Annotated in this window: 14 protein-coding genes and 1 pseudogene; 12 read left to right on the forward strand and 3 right to left on the reverse strand. The window is 62.5% G+C overall.

Annotation, left to right across the window (positions count from 1 at the left end; all coding sequences use genetic code 11):
• Nucleotides 1-924, forward strand: a complete 924-nt coding sequence (locus L2I41_RS04100) for an NAD-dependent epimerase/dehydratase family protein (RefSeq protein WP_237152238.1) — start codon at nt 1-3, stop codon at nt 922-924.
• Nucleotides 925-1,229: 305 nt separating this feature from the next.
• On the opposite strand, the gene L2I41_RS21690 is transcribed toward L2I41_RS04100, so the two are convergent.
• The gene (locus L2I41_RS21690; protein ID WP_507161412.1) at nt 1,230-1,493 is read right to left on the reverse strand and encodes a hypothetical protein; all 264 of its coding nucleotides are present in this window, start codon (nt 1,491-1,493) and stop codon (nt 1,230-1,232) included.
• Here L2I41_RS21690 and L2I41_RS04110 point away from each other — a divergent pair.
• Nucleotides 1,431-1,997 (forward strand): annotated as a pseudogene (locus L2I41_RS04110) (IS3 family transposase); the annotation flags it as partial. The gene L2I41_RS21690 and the pseudogene L2I41_RS04110 sit on opposite strands and share 63 nt — an antisense overlap.
• A 45-nt stretch (nt 1,998-2,042) precedes the next feature.
• Here the strand turns inward: L2I41_RS04110 and L2I41_RS04115 are convergent.
• On the reverse strand, nt 2,043-2,684 hold the full coding sequence (locus L2I41_RS04115; RefSeq protein ID WP_237152239.1) for a TetR/AcrR family transcriptional regulator: 642 nt from the start codon (nt 2,682-2,684) through the stop codon (nt 2,043-2,045).
• 343 nt (nt 2,685-3,027) lie between these two features.
• Here L2I41_RS04115 and L2I41_RS04120 point away from each other — a divergent pair, with 343 nt between their 5' ends.
• From L2I41_RS04120 to L2I41_RS04130, 3 genes are read left to right on the forward strand one after another with little or no spacing between them, the layout of a single operon-like run.
• Nucleotides 3,028-4,002, forward strand: a complete 975-nt coding sequence (locus L2I41_RS04120; protein WP_237152240.1) for an efflux RND transporter periplasmic adaptor subunit — start codon at nt 3,028-3,030, stop codon at nt 4,000-4,002.
• The gene (locus L2I41_RS04125; RefSeq protein WP_237152241.1) at nt 3,999-5,072 is read left to right on the forward strand and encodes an efflux RND transporter periplasmic adaptor subunit; all 1,074 of its coding nucleotides are present in this window, start codon (nt 3,999-4,001) and stop codon (nt 5,070-5,072) included. Before L2I41_RS04120 ends, L2I41_RS04125 begins: the two co-directional genes overlap by 4 nt.
• Entirely contained in the window at nt 5,069-8,227 is a 3,159-nt protein-coding gene (locus tag L2I41_RS04130; protein ID WP_237152242.1) for an efflux RND transporter permease subunit, read from the forward strand. The genes L2I41_RS04125 and L2I41_RS04130 overlap by 4 nt, the downstream gene beginning before the upstream one ends.
• A gap of 214 nt (nt 8,228-8,441) precedes the next feature.
• Here L2I41_RS04130 and L2I41_RS04135 read toward each other — a convergent pair whose 3' ends face one another.
• Nucleotides 8,442-9,299, reverse strand: coding sequence for an AraC family transcriptional regulator (locus tag L2I41_RS04135; protein ID WP_237152243.1), 858 nt, complete (start codon nt 9,297-9,299; stop codon nt 8,442-8,444).
• Between the two features lie 232 nt (nt 9,300-9,531).
• On the opposite strand from L2I41_RS04135, the gene L2I41_RS04140 reads away from it, so the two are divergent.
• The 7 genes from L2I41_RS04140 to L2I41_RS04170 all read left to right on the forward strand — a co-directional run bounded on the left by L2I41_RS04140 (nt 9,532) and on the right by L2I41_RS04170 (nt 19,734).
• The gene (locus tag L2I41_RS04140; protein WP_237152244.1) at nt 9,532-10,992 is read left to right on the forward strand and encodes an alpha-glucosidase/alpha-galactosidase; all 1,461 of its coding nucleotides are present in this window, start codon (nt 9,532-9,534) and stop codon (nt 10,990-10,992) included.
• A gap of 103 nt (nt 10,993-11,095) precedes the next feature.
• Nucleotides 11,096-13,171 (forward strand): ABC transporter substrate-binding protein, encoded by a 2,076-nt coding sequence (locus tag L2I41_RS04145; protein WP_237152245.1) that lies wholly within the window; start codon nt 11,096-11,098, stop codon nt 13,169-13,171.
• A gap of 89 nt (nt 13,172-13,260) precedes the next feature.
• Complete coding sequence (locus L2I41_RS04150; RefSeq protein WP_237152246.1) at nt 13,261-14,271, forward strand: ABC transporter permease; 1,011 nt, start codon at nt 13,261-13,263, stop codon at nt 14,269-14,271.
• Nucleotides 14,271-15,398 (forward strand): ABC transporter permease, encoded by a 1,128-nt coding sequence (locus L2I41_RS04155; RefSeq protein ID WP_237152247.1) that lies wholly within the window; start codon nt 14,271-14,273, stop codon nt 15,396-15,398. The genes L2I41_RS04150 and L2I41_RS04155 overlap by 1 nt, the downstream gene beginning before the upstream one ends.
• 10 nt (nt 15,399-15,408) lie before the next feature.
• A complete protein-coding gene (locus L2I41_RS04160; RefSeq protein ID WP_237152248.1) occupies nt 15,409-17,073 on the forward strand; it encodes an ABC transporter ATP-binding protein in 1,665 nt (554 codons plus the stop codon).
• A 139-nt stretch (nt 17,074-17,212) separates the two neighbouring features.
• Complete coding sequence (locus tag L2I41_RS04165) at nt 17,213-19,330, forward strand: patatin-like phospholipase family protein (RefSeq protein WP_237152249.1); 2,118 nt, start codon at nt 17,213-17,215, stop codon at nt 19,328-19,330.
• A gap of 50 nt (nt 19,331-19,380) precedes the next feature.
• Nucleotides 19,381-19,734 (forward strand): hypothetical protein, encoded by a 354-nt coding sequence (locus L2I41_RS04170; protein WP_237152250.1) that lies wholly within the window; start codon nt 19,381-19,383, stop codon nt 19,732-19,734.
• The last annotated feature ends 27 nt before the right edge of the window (nt 19,735-19,761 follow it).

The following is a 19,761-nucleotide window of genomic DNA, read 5'->3' on the forward strand; positions in this document are numbered from 1 at the left end:
TTGACCATACTTGTGACTGGTGCTGGAGGCTTCATCGGACGGGCTCTGGTCAGCAGCCTCCTGACCGACAATGACGGTCCAGCCATCACCTGCGTGGACGTCGTGCCGCAGCCCGACGATCTCGTCCATCCGCGCGTAGTCTGGGTGCGTGGCGGGCTGGACGACGGCGGGACGCTCGACCAAGCCAGTCGGGCTGGTCCCGACTGCGTCTATCATCTGGCCAGCGTGCCTGGCGCCCTCGCCGAGGCAGACCCGGCGCTTGGCCGGCGCGTCAATCTCGATGCGTCGCTCGACCTGTTCGATCGTCTTGCGGCCAGCCCCGGGCGGGCAAGGGTAGTCTATGCGTCCAGCATCGCAGTCTATGGAGCGATGTCCAGAGAGCCCGTTGGCGTCGCAACTCCGACCCAGCCTCTGATAACCTATGGTACGCACAAGCGGATGGTCGAGCTCGCCCTTGCCGATCATACCCGGCGCGGCAATCTTTCTGGTATCGCCCTGCGTCTGCCCGGGATTGTTGCGCGTCCGCCTTCGGCCAGTGGCTTCGGATCGGCATTCATGAGCGATTTGATTCACGCCTTGGTCTCGGGCCGGCGCTATGTCTGTCCGGTTGGCCCGGACGCGACCGCGTGGTGGCTGTCGGTCGCAACCGTGATTGAAAATCTCCGCCACGCGGCGCGGCTTGATGTCACCGGTGTGGTGCAGGTTCCGGCACTGCATCATTCCGTCGGCGAGATTATCGCCGCCATGACGGAGGTCACTGACGTGAAGCCAGAGATCGCCTTCGAACCGGACGAGCGTATCGAGGGCGTTTTCGGCAACTTCCCGCCGCTCGACATCAAGCGTGAGTTGGCGCTTGGTTTCAGACACGACGTGACCACCGCCGACCTGATCCGCAAAGCGGTTGCCGGTTCCGGTGTGATCTAGGTGCTCGTGATAGCCTGGCGGATCGGCAGCTCCCTTCCGGGACGAGCGACATCGACGGCAAGGGGCAGGCGGCTTTTCAAAGCTGGAGCAGACGGTGGAGTGTTACCCGTTCAAAGGCGCAGACATTAAATAATCGCCGTCCCCGCATGAAGGCGCGATCGATCGTGCAGAGTTCTGCTTCGGCGCAGACGCGCGTCTCGTGCCTCTCGGCTTATCGCTGCGTCTCTGTCCGCGCAACACACGGCGGTCCAGAAAGCCAACGACTACGGTTGGCATGAACACTCACGGGGAGCACGTCCCGTCCACTACCGGCGCAACGCCTCGAACTCCAAGCCAAATCGGGCCAGATACTTGCGCAGCCGATCGGCGTCGTTGCCCGAGGCCTTGCGCTCGCGCGAGGCGGCGAACAGGCGGCGGCCGGCGGCGCTGAGCGTCGCGCTCTGTCGGCAGACGGCGACAACGGCGGCCAGCTGGACGCGGTCGAATAGGTCGAGTTCGGCGAGCCGCTTCCTGCCGATAACGGCGAGAGGAAGGCCGAGGCAATCGCCACGAACCTGCTCGATCGCCAGTTCGAAGCCGAGGCTCCGAACAAGAAGTGGGGGGCCGACTTCACCTACGTCTGGACGGCGGAGGGCTGGCTATATGTCGCAGCGGTCGTCGATCTGTTCTCCCGACGTGTGGTCGGCTGGTCGATGAAGGCGGAAATGACGGCGCAACTCGTCACGGACGCCCTCGTCATGGCAATGTGGCGTCGAGGAAAACCGGATGCGCTACTGCACCATTCCGATCGCGGTAGCCAGTACACCAGCGAGCAGTTCCAAAGGCTGCTCGCCGACGCCGGTATCTTCTGTTCAATGAGCCGAGCGGGCAATGTCTGGGATAACTCGGTAATGGAAAGCTTCTTCTCGTCGTTGAAAACGGAGCAGGTCTGTCGGAAGGTCTACCGGACCCGCGATCAGGCAAGAGCTGACGTGTTCGACTATATCGAACGCTTCTACAATCCGAAGCGGCGCCACTCGACCATCGGCTATCTCAGCCCGATCGAGTTCGAAAGAATGGCCGAATTAGCTTAGGAGCGTGTCCACGAAACCGGCAGCAGCTCATTTTGCCGGGGGCTCTCAAGGCGTTGGGGCTAGCCCTCTGGCGAGGGTCCGGGCGAACTCGTCGATCAAGGTGCGAAGATAGCGGTCATCAAGGGTGGTGCCCACGCGCAGATGAAACGAGATGTGCATGGACTGGCCGCCAATGGCGAGGCCGACGGCTTCCAGATTGGCGTCTGCGCGGATCAATCCCCGTGCCTGCAGATCCGTCAGGCGCTCGAGCACACGCTCTGCCCCCTTGAAGACGATGGTTTCCAGTTGCCCCCGGATGTCGCCGTCGCGCATCGAGAAGGGCATGAAGACTTTCATGAAATCCTGGAGCTCAAGAAGGCGCCGGTGGCGATGCAGCAGAAACTGCCTGATCTCGCCTTCGACAGAGTCGGCCGCATCAGGATAGCCCTCGTTCTGCGCCTCCTCGTCGATGTAGGCCGATAGCGCCGCCAGCAGCAGCCCCGCCTTGCCACCAAAGTAACGCGTGATCAGCTGTTCGTTGAGACCCGCTGTTGCGGCAATCATCTTGGTTGTCGCGGCGTCATAGCCGTGGAGGGAGAAGACCTCGACGCCGGCCTCAAGAATTGCCTTCTTGCTGGCCTCCTTGTCGCGCCTGCGGGGGCGAGGTTCGTCTTCAGCACCAACTTCAAGTTCGGGATGTTGGTTCATGTCACTCTCCTCTTCACGGGGGACGTCTGACGACCGGTTCGGCTCCTGCGTCAAAATATGTATGTACGTACTTGACTGTTGTCTAGTCAGAAAGTCATGGTATGTATGTGTGTGGATACATACCGAGATGCGATGCGCGCCTTGGGGTGTCCGCCGAGCGCTTTTCTGCCCCACACAGGCCATGGAGATCCTCATGTTGCCGGAAGCCTCTAATTCCGCCTCCGGGGGCGGAGGGCGGGAGCGACTGCTCCGTCTCTGTCTGGGCATGGCCTGCTGTGCAGGCGTCCTTCAGCTTGGCGGTTGCCAGCAACCCGTTCGAACCGAAGGCGAAGTTCCCGCGGCCGTGCAGGTCCAAAAGGTACAGGCTTCCGCCTATACGCCACGCTTCGTGCTCACCGGCGAGGTTGTGGCGCGGAGCCAGAGCGATCTGGCTTTCCGCGTCGGTGGCCAGGTGATCAATCGCAAGGTCGACGTCGGAGATCATGTGGCAGCGGGCGATTTGCTGGCCAGTCTCGATCCCAAGATCCAGGAAGCGGACGTAGCAGCTGCTGCAGCGGCGCTACAGGCCGCCGACGTGAGGCTCCGGCAGGTGAACGCCAACTTCGAGCGGCAGAAGGCGCTGCTTGAGCAAGGATTCACGACACGCCGCGATTTCGACAACGCCTTGCAGGAGTGCCGCAGTGCCGAGGCCATGCTGGCCGGTGCGCAAGCGCAGTTGGCGATCACCCGCGATGTGCTGTCGCAGACTACGCTCAAGGCGCCGGCGGCTGGCACGATCACCGCTCGCTTCATGGAAGTGGGGCAGGTGGCCCAGCCGAGCCAGCCGGCTTTCGTCCTGGCACTTGATGGCCCCCGCGACGTCGTCGTCGACGTGCAGGAAGCTGCACTGGTTGCCGGAATCAGGGACAGCATTCACGTCGCGCTGCTATCAAATCCCTCGGTCACCGCCAAGGCCGAGATCCGCGAGATATCGCCGACCGTGAGTGCGACCGGAGCTGTACGCATCAAGTTGGCCCTCAAGGAGACGCCACCGGGCATGGTTCTCGGCACCGCCGTCAGGGTGACGGCACAAGCCGCGCCGCGTAGCCTGTTTATCGTGCCCTCAAGCGCTCTCACATCCATCGCCGGCAAGGCGGCGGTGTGGGTCGTCGATCAGCCGGGCGGAACGGTTGCGCTGCGGCCGGTCGAGATCGATGTCTACAGCAACTCCGGTTTGGTCATCGCCAAGGGGCTCGCAGCCAACGATCTGGTGGTTACCGCCGGGACGCAGCTTCTGCACCCCGATCAGAAGGTCACCTTCACGGAGGCCCGGTCATGAGGGGCGTGTCTGTCCTGCTCCTCCTGAGCGGCGTCTTGGGTATGTTGGGCTGCCAAGCGGCTGAGCCGCAAAAGCCGACTGTACGGACTGTCCTTTCAATGATCGTTGCCCCGAAGGCCGGCGTCATCGGGCCGTTCGCCGGATCGATCAAACCGCGCTACGAGTCGACGCTCGCTTTCCGTGCGCTCGGGGCTGTCACTATCCGTGCCATCAACCTCGGGGATTACGTGAGGAAGGGCCAGCATCTGGCTTCCCTCGATCCCATCACATTCGATCTTGCCATCAACAACGCCCGCGCCGCCGTGGCCGACGCCAACGCCCAATATGCCAATGTGGCCGCCGCCGAGAAGCGCGTTCAAGCGTTGTTCGACGAAAAACATGCGACATCGCAACAGCTTGAGGCCATCCAGCAGGCGCGCGTGGCCACAAATGCCGGTGTGAGGCGCGCGCAGAGCCTGCTCGACAAGGCGCTGGAGCAGCGCAGCTATGCCGAGTTGACAGCCGAGTTCGACGGCGTCGTCACCGCCGTCAACCTTGAAGTCGGCCAGGTCGTCACGCCCGGACAGCCGGTGGTGACAATCGCCCGGCCTGATATCCGCGAGGCCGTCATCGACGTGCCCGATGACGTTGCCGGCTCCCTGCATGAGGGCAGTCGCTTTCGCATCGAGCTCCAGGTTGTTCCAGGCATTCAGGCGGACGGCGAAGTGCGCGAGATCGCGCCGAGCGTTGACCCGCTGACCCGGAGCCGCCGAGTGAAGATCTCGCTCCCCACTCCGCCGAGCGAGTTCCGGCTGGGAACAACGATCACGGCCTCGGCCGCGACCGGGCTGGCGGGCGTAATCGAGATCCCCGCATCCGCTGTCTTCACGCAAGACGGACACGAGGCGGTCTGGGTCGTCGATCCCGCGAGCACCTCGGTTGCCGCACGGCAGATCAAGACCGCCCATCCCGGCGACGCAGTTGTGACCGTCCTGTCCGGCCTGCAGCCGGGTGAGCGTATCGTCAGGGCCGGCGCCCACGCACTTCAGCCCGGTCAAACCGTCAGGCTCTCCGAGGAGACGCAGTTATGAACGAGCAAGCAGGCAAACCCCGGAGCGGCAGGAAGACCTTCAATCTCTCCGCGCTGGCGCTCGATAACGCGTCGGTCATCTGGTACTTCATGATCGTGAGCATGGTGGCGGGCGTCCTCGCCTATCTCCACCTCGGCCGTGAAGAGGATCCACAATTCACCATCAAGACCATGGTGATTGCCGCAATGTGGCCCGGCGCTTCGGTGGAGGACACGGTCAATCAGGTGACCGACCGGCTGGAGAAGAAGCTCGAGGAACTGGACCAGCTCGACTATACCAAGAGCGAGACAACGCCAGGCCAGACCACCATCTACGTTCACCTGCGCTCGACGACGAAGGGCCCCGAGGTCAAGGCGATCTGGGGCAACATTCGCCACATGATCGATGACATCAAGCCGCAACTGCCACAAGGCGTCATCGGCCCCTTCTACAACGACCGCTTCGGAGATGTGTTCGGCAACGTCTATGCCTTCACCGCCGACGGCGTCTCCCAAAGACAGTTGCGCGACTATGTGGAGAGCGCACGTACCGCGATCATGACCGTTCCCAACGTGGGCAAGGTCGACTTGATCGGCGCGCAGGACGACGTCATCTATCTTGAGTTCAACTCCCGACGCATCGCCGCGCTCGGCCTCGACCTGCAGACTGTGCTGCAGGCTGTGCAGGCACAAAATGCCATCGTCCCCTCGGGCGTGATCCAGTCAGGCCCGGAGCGGGTCAGCGTGCGCGTCAGTGGCCAGTTCGTGTCGGAGGAGAGTCTCAAGGCCTTCAATCTGCGCGTCAATGACCGGTTCTTTCGCCTGAGCGACATTGTCGACATCAGGCGAGGCTATGCCGATCCGCCATCGTCGTTGTTCCGCTACAACGGCACGCCGGCGATCGGGCTGGCCATCAGCATGAAGGCGGGCGCGAACCTCCTTGAGTTCGGCAAGGGCCTCAATGCCGAGCTGGACAAGATCACCAGTGATCTCCCGATCGGCGTCGAGGTCCATCTGGTGGCCGACCAGCCAAAGGTGGTCGAGGAGGCTATCGGCCACTTCACCCGGTCGCTGTTCGAAGCCGTCGTCATCGTCCTCATCGTCAGCTTCATCAGTCTCGGATTGCGCGCCGGCCTGATCGTCGCACTCGCCATCCCGCTGGTCCTGGCCATGACCTTTCTTGGCCTGCAGCTCATGGGTGTTACGCTGCAGCGTGTGTCGCTGGGCGCGCTGGTGATCGCGCTCGGCCTGCTGGTCGACGACGCCATGATCGCCATCGAGATGATGATCGCCCGGCTCGAACGGGGCGACAGCCTGCGACAGGCGGCGATGCAGATCTACACGGCGACGGCCTTCCCGCGCCTGACAGGCACGCTGGTCATCATCGCCGGCTTCACGCCGATCGCCTTCAATACCTCAGATGCGGGCGAGTATACCTATACGCTGTTCGCCGTGTTGGCGCTGTCGCTGCTGCTGTCCTGGCTTGTCGCAGGCATATTCACGCCGCTGCTCGGCTACTCCCTGTTGCCCAAGCAACTGCACAAGCATGACAAGCCGGGGCGCTTCTTCGTCGCCTTCCAGAAGCTGCTGGCCGCAGCCATGCGCTGGCGCTGGCTGACCATCGGCATCACGCTGGCGACATTCGCCCTGTCTGTCGTTGCGATCCAGATGGTGCCGCAGCAGTTCTTCCCCGCCTCCGACCGTCCGGAGCTCCTGATTGATTGGACGCTTCCGCAGAACGCCTCCATCGAAGAGACGCGCGACCGGATGGACCGCTTCGAGAAGACACTTGAAGGCGATCCCGACATCGATCACTGGAGCTCCTACGTCGGTCAGAGTGCCGTCCGCTTCATTCTGACGCTCGATATCCAGCCACCCAACGCCTATTACGGCCAGACCGTCATCGTCACCAAGGACATGGAGGCGCGCGAGCGTGTTCGGGCGCGGATCGCTCGGGAGCTGAAGGACAACTTCGTCGGAACGGATGCCTACGTGAGCCTTCTGGCGCTCGGACCGCCTGCCGGACGGGCCGTGCAATATCGAATTAGCGGCCCCAGTGTGCAGAAGGTACGCGAGCTGGCGCAAGATCTGGCCACCATCGTCGGGGCATCCGGCGGTGTCGGCGCTCCCATCTACGATTGGAATGAGCCGGCCAGAGTTCTCAAGGTCGACGTTCTCCAGGACAAGGCCCGGCAACTTGGCCTCAGTTCGGCTGAAATCGCCTCGCTGCTCAACGGCACCGTGGGCGGGATTCCGATCACGCAGGTGCGCGACAGCATTTATCTGGTCAATGTCGTCGCACGGGCCGGCGACGGCGAACGCGGCGCCATCGAGACGCTGCAGAACCTGCAGTTGACCAACCGGACCGGCAAAGCTGTACCACTCGCCGCGGTGGCCACCTTCCAGTATGAGCAGGAGCAGCCGGTGATCTGGCGGCGCAACCGGCTGCCCACCATCACGGTCAAGGCCGATATTGTCGATGCAGAGCTGCCAGCTTCCGTCGTCGCCCGGCTCGAACCGGCAATCAAGGCCTTCACCGCCAAGCTGCCAGCCGGCTATCGCCTGGCTACCGGCGGTCCGGTGGAGGAAAGCGCGAAGTCGCAAGCCCCCATCATGGCCGTTGTTCCCTTGATGCTCCTCATCATGGCAACGGTGCTGATGCTGCAGCTCAGAAGCTTCAACCGATTGTTCCTTGTGGCGTCCGTGGCCCCCCTGGCTCTTATCGGCGTGGCCCTCGCGCTTTTCCTCAGCCAGTCCGCTCTCGGCTTCGTGGCGATCCTTGGCATCATCGCGCTGATCGGCATCCTGATCCGCAACTCGGTGATCCTCGTGGTCCAGATCGAGACACTCCGCAGCGAAGGCAGGCGAGCGTGGGACGCGGTGACGACGGCCTGCGAAGAACGCGTAAGGCCGATCATGCTGACCGCTGCGGCCGCAAGTCTCGGTATGGTGCCCATCGCCCGCGACGTGTTCTGGGCGCCAATGGCCTTCGCAATGATGGGGGGCATCATCGTTGGTACGGCACTGACACTCTTGTTCTTGCCCGCGCTCTACGTTGCCTGGTTCCGCATCAAAGAGGAAAGCGATGCGTCTCCACAACCTCAGTGCAAGAAGACTGCCGAATGCAAGATAGGCTGTGTCTACGATGGATCTTGCCCACTGGAGTGGCCCGAGTGAGGTGGAAAGCGGGCTTCCGCATCGCATTCCTGTCTCAGGTGTCCTGGTGTGCCGCCGCAAATGCAGCGGCTTGAGCCGATCGAGGAGGAGACTGCCAGGTTGCGCAATCTGGTCGCGGACGGACACACGATGCACCGGGCGGCTGGGTGCTGCCCGGCGAGGGGGCGATGGCGTTGCTGCGCCTGAACACGATGCCCTCGTGCTCCACCACAAATCACTCCTTCGTATTCCCTACGGTCATGTGTGCGTACATGCCGGTGGTTCTGAATTCGCTCGGGCTTGCGCCGAAATGTCGGCGGAAGACTTTCGAGAAATAGTTGGGGTCGTCAAAGCCGACCAGGGCGGCGACTTCCTTGATGCTGACGTCACCGTTGACTGCCAGCAGCTTCGAGGCCTTGCGCATGCGCTCGGACAGCACGAACTCCGCCGGCGGCACGCCAACCGAATGGGCGAACAGGCGGCTGAAATGGGCCCGGCTGAGGCCGGCCACGGCGGCCAGGGCGTCCACCGACAGGTCGCGCCCGAGATTGGCCCCCACATAGCGCACCACGCGAGCCATGGGGCCGTCCACCTCCGCCTCGCCGGTATGGCCGAAGAAGACGTCATCATAGAGCGCGGCCACAACCCGGTAGGCCAGTGCCGACGCCGCCCCCGGCGTGTCGCCTTCCCCCTCGATCAGCCGATTGCAGCAGTCGGCGAAGATCTCGACCGTCCGCGGCTTTGGCCGAAGGATCGGGCCGGTCACCGACAATGCCGCTGACAATAGTCCGAGGGCGTCCTTGCCGTGCATGGAGATCCAGAAGAACTCCCAATGCTCGCCATCCTGCACCCAGTATCGATGATTGTGCGGGATGAACACCAGCATCGCCTCGCCAGGGTGAATGCGGTGGACCTCGTCTCCATGGCGTAAATTTCCATGCCCGGAGATCGTGTATTGCAGGATGGTGAAAGGCGTCTGCCCTCGCTGGCGGCCATCCCAGTTGTATTCGCTTGTGTTTTGAATGTCATAGCCCGCGCTGGTAGGCATGGTGTGCAAGAGCTGACGCCCGCGGGGCAGGGAGATCGTGGCCATGGATGGCCCCCTAGCCATGAGTTCCTGCAGCATGAAATTACCCTATTAAGCACAATCGTCGTCTGGAAATAGCGTCGGTTATAGGTCCTAATACAGTCAACAAGAAAATAGAAATGCCATCGGGGGGACGGGGACACACGCGCTGCATCTGCGCAGCGGTGACGCACGCCTGAAGGCGGGCTTCCTTATTCTCCTGATGAAATATGCTCTGATTGCAAGAGGTTAGTCTTCCATGTCCAGTTTGAAGATCGCCATCATCGGCGCCGGCAGTGTTGGCTTCACCAAGAAGCTCTGCATGGACATTCTCTGCGTGCCGGAGTTCGCCGACGTGGAATTCGCGTTGACCGACATTTCGGAGCACAATCTTTCCATGGTGAAGGCGATCGTCGAGCGGATCGTGGCGGTCAATCACCTGCCGGCGAAGATCACCGCCACCACCGATCGGCGCAAGGCCCTCGAGGGCGCGCGTTACGTGATCTCCTGCGTGCGGGTCGGCGGGCTCGACGCCTATGCCGACGATATCCGCATCCCCTTGAAATATGGCGTTGATCAGTGTGTCGGCGACACCATCTGCGCTGGCGGCATTCTCTATGGCCAGCGCAACATTCCCGTGATCCTCGACTTCTGCAAGGATATTCGGGAGGTGGCCGAAGCCGGGGCCTATTTCCTCAACTACGCCAACCCCATGGCAATGAACACCTGGGCGGCGATCGACTATGGCAAGGTCAACACCATCGGCCTCTGCCACGGGGTGCAGCATGGCGGCGAGCAGATTGCCGAGGTGCTGGGCGCCGGCCCCGGCGAGCTCGACTTCATCTGCTCGGGCATCAATCACCAGACCTGGTTTGTCGATGTGCGCCTCAAGGGGCGCAAGATCGGCAAGGACGAGTTGATCGCCGCCTTCGAGGCCCATCCGGTCTATTCGCAACAGGAAAAGGTCCGCATCGACGTCCTGAAGCGTTTCGGCGTCTATTCGACCGAAAGCAACGGCCATCTCAGCGAATACCTGCCCTGGTATCGCAAGCGGCCGCAGGAAATCGATCGCTGGATCGACATGTCCGACTGGATTCATGGCGAAACCGGCGGCTATCTGCGCTATACCACCGAGCAACGCAACTGGTTCGAGACCGACTTCCCCGTGTTCCTCGAAGAGGCGGGCAAGACGCTCGATCCAGCCAAGCGCTCCAATGAACACGCGAGCCACATTCTCGAAGCGCTGGAAACCGGCCGGGTCTATCGCGGTCATTTCAATCAGAAGAACAACGGCGTCATCACCAACCTGCCGTCCGACTGCATCATTGAATCGCCCGGCTTCGTCGATCGCTTCGGCCTCAACATGGCGGCAGGGATCACCTTGCCCGAGGCCTGTGCGGCGACCTGCATGGCCTCGATCAACGTGCAGCGCATGTCGGTGCATGCGGCGGTGACCGGTGACATCGACCTGTTGAAGGCTGCCGTGCTGCACGATCCGCTCGTCGGCGCCATCTGCAACCCCGAGGAGGTTTGGCAGATGGTGGACGAGATGGTGGTCGCGCAGGCGCAATGGCTGCCGCAATATGCGGACGCGCTGGGAGCGGCGCGGGCGCGTCTGGCCAAGGGGACCGTCAAGACGCGCGAATGGGCTGGTTCGGCCCGCCGGGAGGTTCGCAACGTGGAAGCCCTTCGCGAGGAGAAGCGGCTGAAGGACGCGTGAAACAGCTGTCATGGAGGGAGCGGGCGCAGGTGGAAACGAGGGCCTGGGCCGGCAATGACGCAACGCCGCGGGGAGCAGCGGCGCAACGGGAGGAAGAACAATCATGCAATTGAAGAGATTTGCGACTGCATTGCTGCTGGGGACCGCGATGACCTTCGCGGTTGCCCAGGCATCGGAGCTGACGGTGGTGCCGGAAGCGCCGACCTTCAAGGGGCTCGCCAAGATCAACTACGTCAACGCCAGCGACATCTTTGAATTCAAGGCCTTGCCCGCCTATCACGAGCCCGGCTGGATCACCAAGAATTTCGTCGACACCGGCAAGCTGCCGAAAGTGGCCGATCGCCTGCCCAAGGAGCCGCTGGTCTACAAGGCCGGCAACATGCCCGACGGCATCGGCACCTATGGTGACGTGATGCGTCATGTGATCGGCGGTCGTCCGGAGGGCTGGAACTACGAGGCCGGGCAGACACAGGGCTGGGGAGGCATCGACATCGGCCTCTATGAGTGCCTGACGCGCACCGCGCCGCTGTTCGAGGTCAATGCCAAGGGCATGGAGCCGCTGCCCAACCTCGCCAAGAGCTGGGAATGGTCGGCGGATGGTCACAAGCTGACCATGCACCTGATCGAAGGCGCCAAATGGTCCGACGGCGTGCCCTTCACCTCGGAAGACGTGATGTTCTACTGGGACGACAATGTGCTCGACCCCAATGTGTCGCCGCTCAACGGTGCCACGCAGGAAACCTTCGGCGAGGGGACCACGCTGAAGGCGCTTGACGATTACACGGTCGAGTGGACCTTCAAGGACGCTTTCCCCAAGCAATATCTCTACAACATGGCCTATGGCACCTTCTGTCCTGGCCCGGCGCATATGCTCAAGCCTATGCATCCGAAGTATTCCAAGAATACCTATGATCAGTACAAGAACGCCTTCCCGCCGAACTTCATGAACTGGCCGGTGATGGGCGCCTGGGTTCCGGTGGAATATCGCCCTGACGATATCATCGTCCTGCGTCGCAATCCCTATTACTGGAAGGTCGACGAGTCCGGCAATCAGCTGCCCTATCTCGACGAGTTGCACTACAAGCTGTCCACCTGGGCCGATCGCGACGTGCAGGCCGTAGCCGGCTCCGGCGACTTCTCGAACCTCGAACAGCCGGAGAACTTCGTCGAGTCGCTGAAGCGCTCCGCCGAAGCCAGCGCGCCGGCGCGCCTCGAGTTCGGACCGCGTCTCATCGGCTATAACCTGGACTTCAACCTGTCGGCCAACGGCTGGGGCGAGCCGGACAAGCGGGCGCAGGCGGTGCGCGAGCTCAATCGCAACGATCACTTCCGCAAGGCGGTGAGCATGGCGACGGATCGGGAAAAGCTCGGCCAGTCCCTGGTGAAGGGACCTTTCACCGCCATCTATCCCGGCGGCATTTCTTCCGGTTCCAGCTTCTATGACCGCAACAGCACCTTCTACTATCCCTTCGACCTGGAAGGCGCCAAGGCCGAACTGAAGGCTGCCGGTCTTGAAGACACCGACGGCAACGGCATCGTCAACTACACCGACGGCCCGATGAAGGGCAGCGATGTGGAGATCACGCTGCTGGTCAGCGGTGACTACAGCACCGACAAGAACCTCGCCGAAGGCGTGATTGGCCAGATGGAGAAGCTTGGCTTGCGTGTTGTGCTGAACGCCCAGGACGGCAAGCAGCGGGATGCGCTGAACTACTCCGGTCAGTTCGACTGGATGATCCTCCGCAACGGTTCCGAGATTGCCACCGTGGTGCAGAACACCCCGCAGCTGGCCGCGGTCGGACCCAAGACGTCCTGGTTCCATCGCGCACCGGAGGGTGGCCAGATGGACCTGTTGCCCTTCGAGACGGAGCTGGCTGATCTCGTCAACAAGTTCACCGCCACGCAGGACGAGGCTGCCCGCGTTGATCTGATCCACAAGTATCAGGAGATCTACACCAAGAACGTCTACACCGTCGGCCTGACCGAATATCCCGGCGCGCTGATCATCAACAAGCGCTTCTCGAACATCCCCTCGGGCACACCGATCCTGATGTTCAACTGGGCGGAAGACAGCATCATGCGTGAGCGTGTCTTCGTCGCCGCCGACAAGCAGGGCGACTTCGAGCTGCACAAGGACAGCCTGCCCGGCAAGCCTGGCGATAAGGGCCCTGTTGAATAAGCTCTCCGTCAACAGGCCCATGTCCCGGCGGGGCGCCCCGCCGGGACATTTGTGCTTCCATACGAGTGTCGAGAGAGAAGCCGCCGACCATGTTGAGATTTCTGCTCGTTCGCATCGCATCCGCCGTGCCGGTGCTGTTCATCCTGAGCGTCGTCACCTTCGCCATCATCCAGGCGCCACCTGGCGACTATGGCGACTACATCCGCATGCAGCTGATCAATCAGGGGGGCGCCAGCTTCGAAGAGGCCGAAGTGCAGGCGCAGGCCTATCGGATCGAGCATGGGCTCGACAAGCCGCTGCCGGTTCAATACTTCAACTGGATTGGCGGCATCGTCACCCGCGGCGATTTCGGCAACAGCATGTTCTACAACAAGCCGGTGCGCGATGTCGTGGCCGAGCGCCTGCCGCGCACCATCGCGCTGGCGCTCACCTGCCACATCCTTGCTTCGCTGATCGGCATCAGCTTCGGAATCATCGCCGCCACTCGGCAATATACCTGGGTCGACAGCCTGCTCTCGACCATCTCCTTCATCGGCATGACCGTGCCACGCTTCCTGATGGCGCTGGTCATCGTCTATGTGCTGGTGTTCCACTTCAACGTCAGTGAAATCAACAGCTTCTTCTCCGCAAGATACGGCGGGGCGCCCTGGTCCTGGGGCAAGTTCGTCAATCTCATCCAGCATGTCTGGCCGGTGATCGTCATCGCCACCTTCGGCGGGCTCGCCTACAACATGCGTGTGATGCGCGGCAATCTGCTGGACACGCTCAACGCCCAATATGTGGAGACGGCCCGTGCCAAGGGCCTGCGCGAGAGCGCCGTCGTGCTGCGGCATGCGGTGCCGAACGCGCTGCACCCGCTCGTCATGTATCAGGGGGTCGTGCTGCCCTACATGCTGACCGGCGAGATCGAGACGGCCATCACCTTTGCCCTGCCCACCGTCGGTCCGGCGATCGTCGGCTCGATGCATGTGGGCGACGTCTACGTGACGGCAACCTTCATGCTCGTCCTCTCGGCGACGCTGATCGTCGGCAACATCATCGCGGATCTGCTGCTCGTGCTGCTGGACCCGCGCATTCGCCTCGGGGGAGGAGCAGAGTGATGCTGGCACCCGCTGAATCTCCTGTGGAACCGGATATCGGATCGGGCATCCAGAGCGTCGGTCAAAGCTACTCGGCTCTGGTCTGGCGCCGGTTCAAACGCTCCTGGACCGGCATGTTCGGTCTGGTCCTCGTGGCAATGATGCTCGCCACGGCACTCCTGGCCGACTTCCTGTCGCCGGTCGATCCGAAGTTCACCGACATCGCCTATTCGCCACCGGAACTGTTGTCCTTCCATGACAAGGACGGCAACTTCGTGCTGCAGCCGCGCATCTACCCGCTGAAGGAAGGCGAGGAGCTCGATCCGGTCACCTATCAGCCGCTGATGGCGCCCGACTATGACAATCCGCGCCTCATCGGCCTGTTCGTGACCGGTGCGCCCTATGATCTGTTGTGGCTCATCCCCACGGACATCCATCTGTTTGGCACCACCGACGGCAAGCCGGTTCACTTTCTGGGGACGGACAAGTTCGGCCGCGACGTGTTGTCCCGTGCCTTCTACGGTGCGCGCATCTCGCTGATGATCGCCCTGACGGTCGTCTCCCTCATCACCGTTGTCGGCACCGCGGTCGGTCTGATCTCGGGCTATTTCGGTGGCCGGTTCGACACCTGGGTGCAGCGCTTCGTCGAACTGGTGCTGGCCTTCCCGCAACTGCCCTTCTATCTGGCGCTGACCTCGTTGATCCCGGTGACCGCGCCGACGTCGGTGTTCCTCGCCTTTGTCATCTTCGTCCTGTCCGCCCTTGGCTGGGCGCAGCTGTCCCGCGAGGTCCGCGGCAAGACGCTGGCACTGGCGCGCATCGAATATGTGCGCGCCGCCATTGCCATCGGCGTCACCGACCGGCGCATCATCTTCCGGCATATCTTCCCCAACGTCCTCAGCCACGTGATCGTGGCGGTGACGCTGGCCATCCCCAATGTGGTGCTGCTGGAATCCTTCCTGGGCTTCCTCGGCTTTGCTGTGAAGCCGCCGCTGATCTCCTGGGGGCTGATGCTGCAGGATACCGCCAACTACTCGGCCATCGGCTCCTATCCCTGGATCCTCTCGCCGGTCGCCTTCGTCTTCGTCACGGTGTTTGCCTTCAACGCGCTCGGCGACGGTCTGCGCGACGCCATCGATCCTTATTGAGGACACGTCCATGCGATCCAACAGCGAATTCGCCCCGGGAACCCGCCTGGACGCCGACCGGCACACGGACCGGCCCTTGATCGACGTGCAGGATCTGGCCGTCAGCTTTGCCGTCGATGGCGAGGAGGTCAAGGCCGTGTGCGGCGTCGGCCTGCAGGTACACCGTGGTGAGACCGTCGCCATTGTCGGCGAGTCCGGCTCGGGCAAGTCGGTCACGGCGCGTGCGATCATCGGCCTGCTCGGCAAGCGATCGCGTGTCGCCAAGGGCGCATCGGTTGCCTATGAGGGCGACAACATGCTGGCCTGGTCGGCCAACCGCCGTCGCGGCATGCGCGGCTCGCGCATTGCCATGATCTTTCAGGAGCCGCTGAGCTCGCTGAACCCGGTCTATTCCATCGGCGCGCAGATCATCGAGGCGATCCGCGTCCACACCCGCCTGTCACGGGCCGAAGCGCGCAAGCGGGCGATCCAGCTGCTCGCCGAAGTCAGGATTCCCGAGCCGGAAACGCGCATCGATCAATATCCGCACCAGCTGTCCGGCGGCCAGCGCCAGCGCGTGATGATCGCCATGGCACTCGCCAACAATCCCGACCTGCTGATCGCCGACGAACCGACCACCGCGCTCGACGTCACCGTCCAGGCGCAGATCCTCAATCTCATCAGGGATTTGCAGAAGAAGCACGGGATGGCGGTGATCCTGATCACCCATGACCTGACCATCGTCCGCAAATTCTCCGACTATGTCTATGTGATGCAGAAAGGCGAGATCAAGGAACACAACGCCACCGACGCCCTGTTTGCCGCTCCCCAACATGCCTACACCCGGCATCTGCTGGGATCGGAACCCCGCGGCACGGTGCCGCCCATCGCCCCGGATGCCCCCACCATTCTGGAAGGACGCGAAGTCCGTGTCGCCTTCACTCTCAAGTCGGGCGGCTTCTTCGTGCCCGATTTCCACGAGTTCGTCGCCGTGGATAGCCTCAGCCTGGCCGTCAAGCGCAAGGAGACGCTGGGCCTCGTTGGCGAAAGCGGGTCGGGCAAGACCACCTTCGGACAGGCCCTGTTGCGGCTGATCGCCAGCCAGCACGGGGAGATCTACTTCGAAGGCCAACCCATCCACGGCAAGAACCGCGAGCAACTGCGCCCGCTGCGGTCGCGCATGCAGATCGTGTTTCAGGATCCCTTCTCGTCCCTCAATCCGCGTCTGACCGTCAGCCAGATCATCGAGGAAGGTTTGATCGTCAACCGGATCGGGGCCAATGCCGCCGAGCGGATCGATCGGGTCCGCGACGCGCTCGATGCTGCCGGCATGCCCGTCAACATCCTCTCGCGCTTCCCCCATGAGTTCTCCGGTGGCCAACGCCAACGCATCGCCATCGCCCGCGCCATTGCGCTGGAGCCCGAGTTCATCCTTCTCGACGAACCCACCTCGGCGCTGGATCTGTCGGTGCAGGCCAAGATCATCGACTTGCTGCGAAACCTGCAGGAGACGCGCAACCTCAGCTATCTCTTCATTTCGCACGACCTGAAGGTCGTCCGCGCCCTCTGCCATCGCGTGATCGTCATGCAGCACGGCAAGATCGTCGAGCAAGGCAGCGTCGACGATGTGCTGACCCGCCCCGCCACCGATTACACGCGCCGCCTCGTGCGCGCGGCCTTCGAGGTTGCCGACTGACCCCTACGCCTTTCGGTCGATTGATATTCTCAGGTTCGTCAATCTTTGATTGCCGAGTTCGGGCTTTGTGTTACAATTGAAAGGTCGGTTTTCCGGCGGTTCTGATCATTGCTGTTTGTCTTTTTCGGGGGAGGGGGACATGGCCGACGAACTCATTTGGAAGCTGCCCGATCACGTCTGCGATGCGGAGGCCGAAAACATCAAGGCTCGGCGTGCGGCTGCCGGGCGTGGCCCCGACAATGGTACGCAAGATCTGGTCGGGGTTGCCTTGTCCGGCGGCGGCATTCGATCGGCGGCTCAATCTCTCGGCGCCCTGCAAGCCCTGGCGGCGGCCGATGTCTTTCCGGCAGTGGACTATATCTCCTCGGTCTCCGGCGGCGGTTATACCTCGGTCGCCCTGCAGGCGGCCATTCTGGCTGAAGCTCAGGGAGCAACACAAAATCGGGAGGCCAACTATCGCGACGATTCCGACGCGCGCTTTCCATTCATCAAGAAGAACAGCGAGGACTACGGCGACTCCTACTACGTTAGCCGCTTGCGGGACTATTCCAACTTCCTCCGCCCCAATGGGATGAAGGACGTCATAAGAGACATGGCGATTGTTGTCCGGGGCTTCTGGGGCAACCTGCTCTGGGTCATCGCCGTCATCCTCGCCCTGAACTCTTTCCTGCTGCTGCTCTGCTATCCGACGCGGGGCAGCCTGACGACAGCGTGGATGCATGCTCTGGCGAATGTCGCGACCCGCCTGTTCAAGGCGCCGCAGCTGGCGGATTGGTGCCCGATCATAGTGCTTGTTCTGATCATGCTTGCGCTGCCGCACATTGTGAAGGCCGGACGTCCTTGGTTCAAGGGATTGGCTTCGATCGGTGTCCTTGTGGGCGTCCTGGTCGTCGCATGGGGTACCACCGGAGTTCTGGCTCTAGGGCACCCGCCCGAATGGGCCGCATCACTGTCGGCCTTGTCGGCGGTCGTTGTAGCCGCCTACTTCACAGTTTATGGCATCATACGGGCGGCTCGGCCGGGTGCTGAGCAGTTCACTTCATGGTCTTCTTTGGGGGGCTGCCTTTTCGTTGCGCTTGGCGCGGCAATCTTTCTCGACCTGCAGCCGCTTGTGCTGCTCTTGTTCCTCGATCAGGTGCTGCTGGTGCCCGGATCGAGGATTGAGGCGGCCATCCTGTTCGGCCTGCTCTCCACCGTCGCGGCCGGGTTGCGGAGCGGCGGCGCCGAGACGATTCTCAAGGTGGTGAAGAGCGCTGAAAAGGCCAAGTCGCGGTCCCCGGTTCTGTCGGGTGCCTTGAACAAGTCTCTCTATTTTGTGGCCGCGCTGATCATTCCGCTGCTGCTGTGGTTTGCGACCCTGTTCGTCTGGGCAACGTGGTTGCGGAGCGGCCCGGCCACGGACGCGACCGGAATGAACCTGCCGACCGGTCTTGGTGCAGTCACTGGATTCCTGTTCCCAAATGACTGGCTTCTGCTGGTTTGTCTCCTCAGTGGCGGGGCTGCACTCTTCTGCCTGCGCGACGCCAACGCCAACTCCCTGCATGGTCTTTACCGTGGCCGCCTCGGGCAGGCCTTTGTGGCCGCTTCGGTCAAGCCCAAGGTCTCCGAGTTTGCCACGCGCGCGAACAAGGCGGATTCGGCGCCCTATCCCTTGTTCAACGCGACCCTCAACATCGCCGGGTCAAAAAAGGCGAACATGCGCGCGCGCAATGCTGCCTTCTTCTTCTTCAGCCCGCGTTACTCGGGGAGCCTCGAAACCGGCTTCGTCGCCACCTCGGAACTGGAAGACGGTAAGCGCGACAAGCTTGATTGCGCGGCGGTGATGGCCATCAGCGGTGCCGCGGTCTCGACCTATCAGGGCACGCATTCCATTCCGGTCCTGGCCCCCACACTCGCCTTCCTCAACATTCGCCTCGGCTATTGGCTTCCAAATCCCCGCCTTGCTCCCGACCCCAAGAGGGGGCGATGCCTGCTGGCCGTGGACGAGTTGCTAGGGCGTCTCGACGAGACGCGCCCCTATTGCTACCTGACCGACGGCGGCCACATCGAAAATCTTGGCATTTACGAGCTGCTGCGGCGGCAATGCGCCCTCATCATCGCCATCGACGGCGAGGAAGACCATCTCATGGGCTTTGGCGCCATCATCTCGCTGCAGCGCCTGGCCCGTATCGACCTGGGCGTGACCATCGATCTGCCATGGCAGGACCTGCGTCCGGGCGACGACGGGCTGTCGAAGGTTCATGCGCCATCGGCCTGATCCATTACCGGAACGGCAACAAGGGCATTCTGGTCTATTTCAAGCCCACCTTGACCGGCGACGAAAACGACTATGTCGCTGAATACAGGAAGCGCCACCCGGCCTTCCCCTTCGAGACAACGCTTGACCAGCTCTTTTCCGAGGAACAGTTCGAGGCCTATCGAGCGCTGGCCTTCCACGCGGTCAAATCCGTGTTGATGGGCGAAGCCGACGTGGCCATCGATCCTGGGTTGGCGGAGAGCCTGTCCAGCACGAAACCTGCAGCGCCCGTCCCCTCCGGGGCGGGCGTGATTGCGCGGCTCAAGCGCAAGAAGACTGCAGGCGAGGCCATCAAGCCCGCTCCCGACCGGGAGAACATCCCGCGGATACCGCTCGATCTTTTCCGTGCCGTATTCAGTCTGTAGCCCTGTGAGAGCCACGCGGTCTGCTGC

This window comes from Oryzibacter oryziterrae (genome assembly GCF_021864535.1).
Taxonomy (GTDB): domain Bacteria; phylum Pseudomonadota; class Alphaproteobacteria; order Rhizobiales; family Pleomorphomonadaceae; genus Pleomorphomonas; species Pleomorphomonas oryziterrae.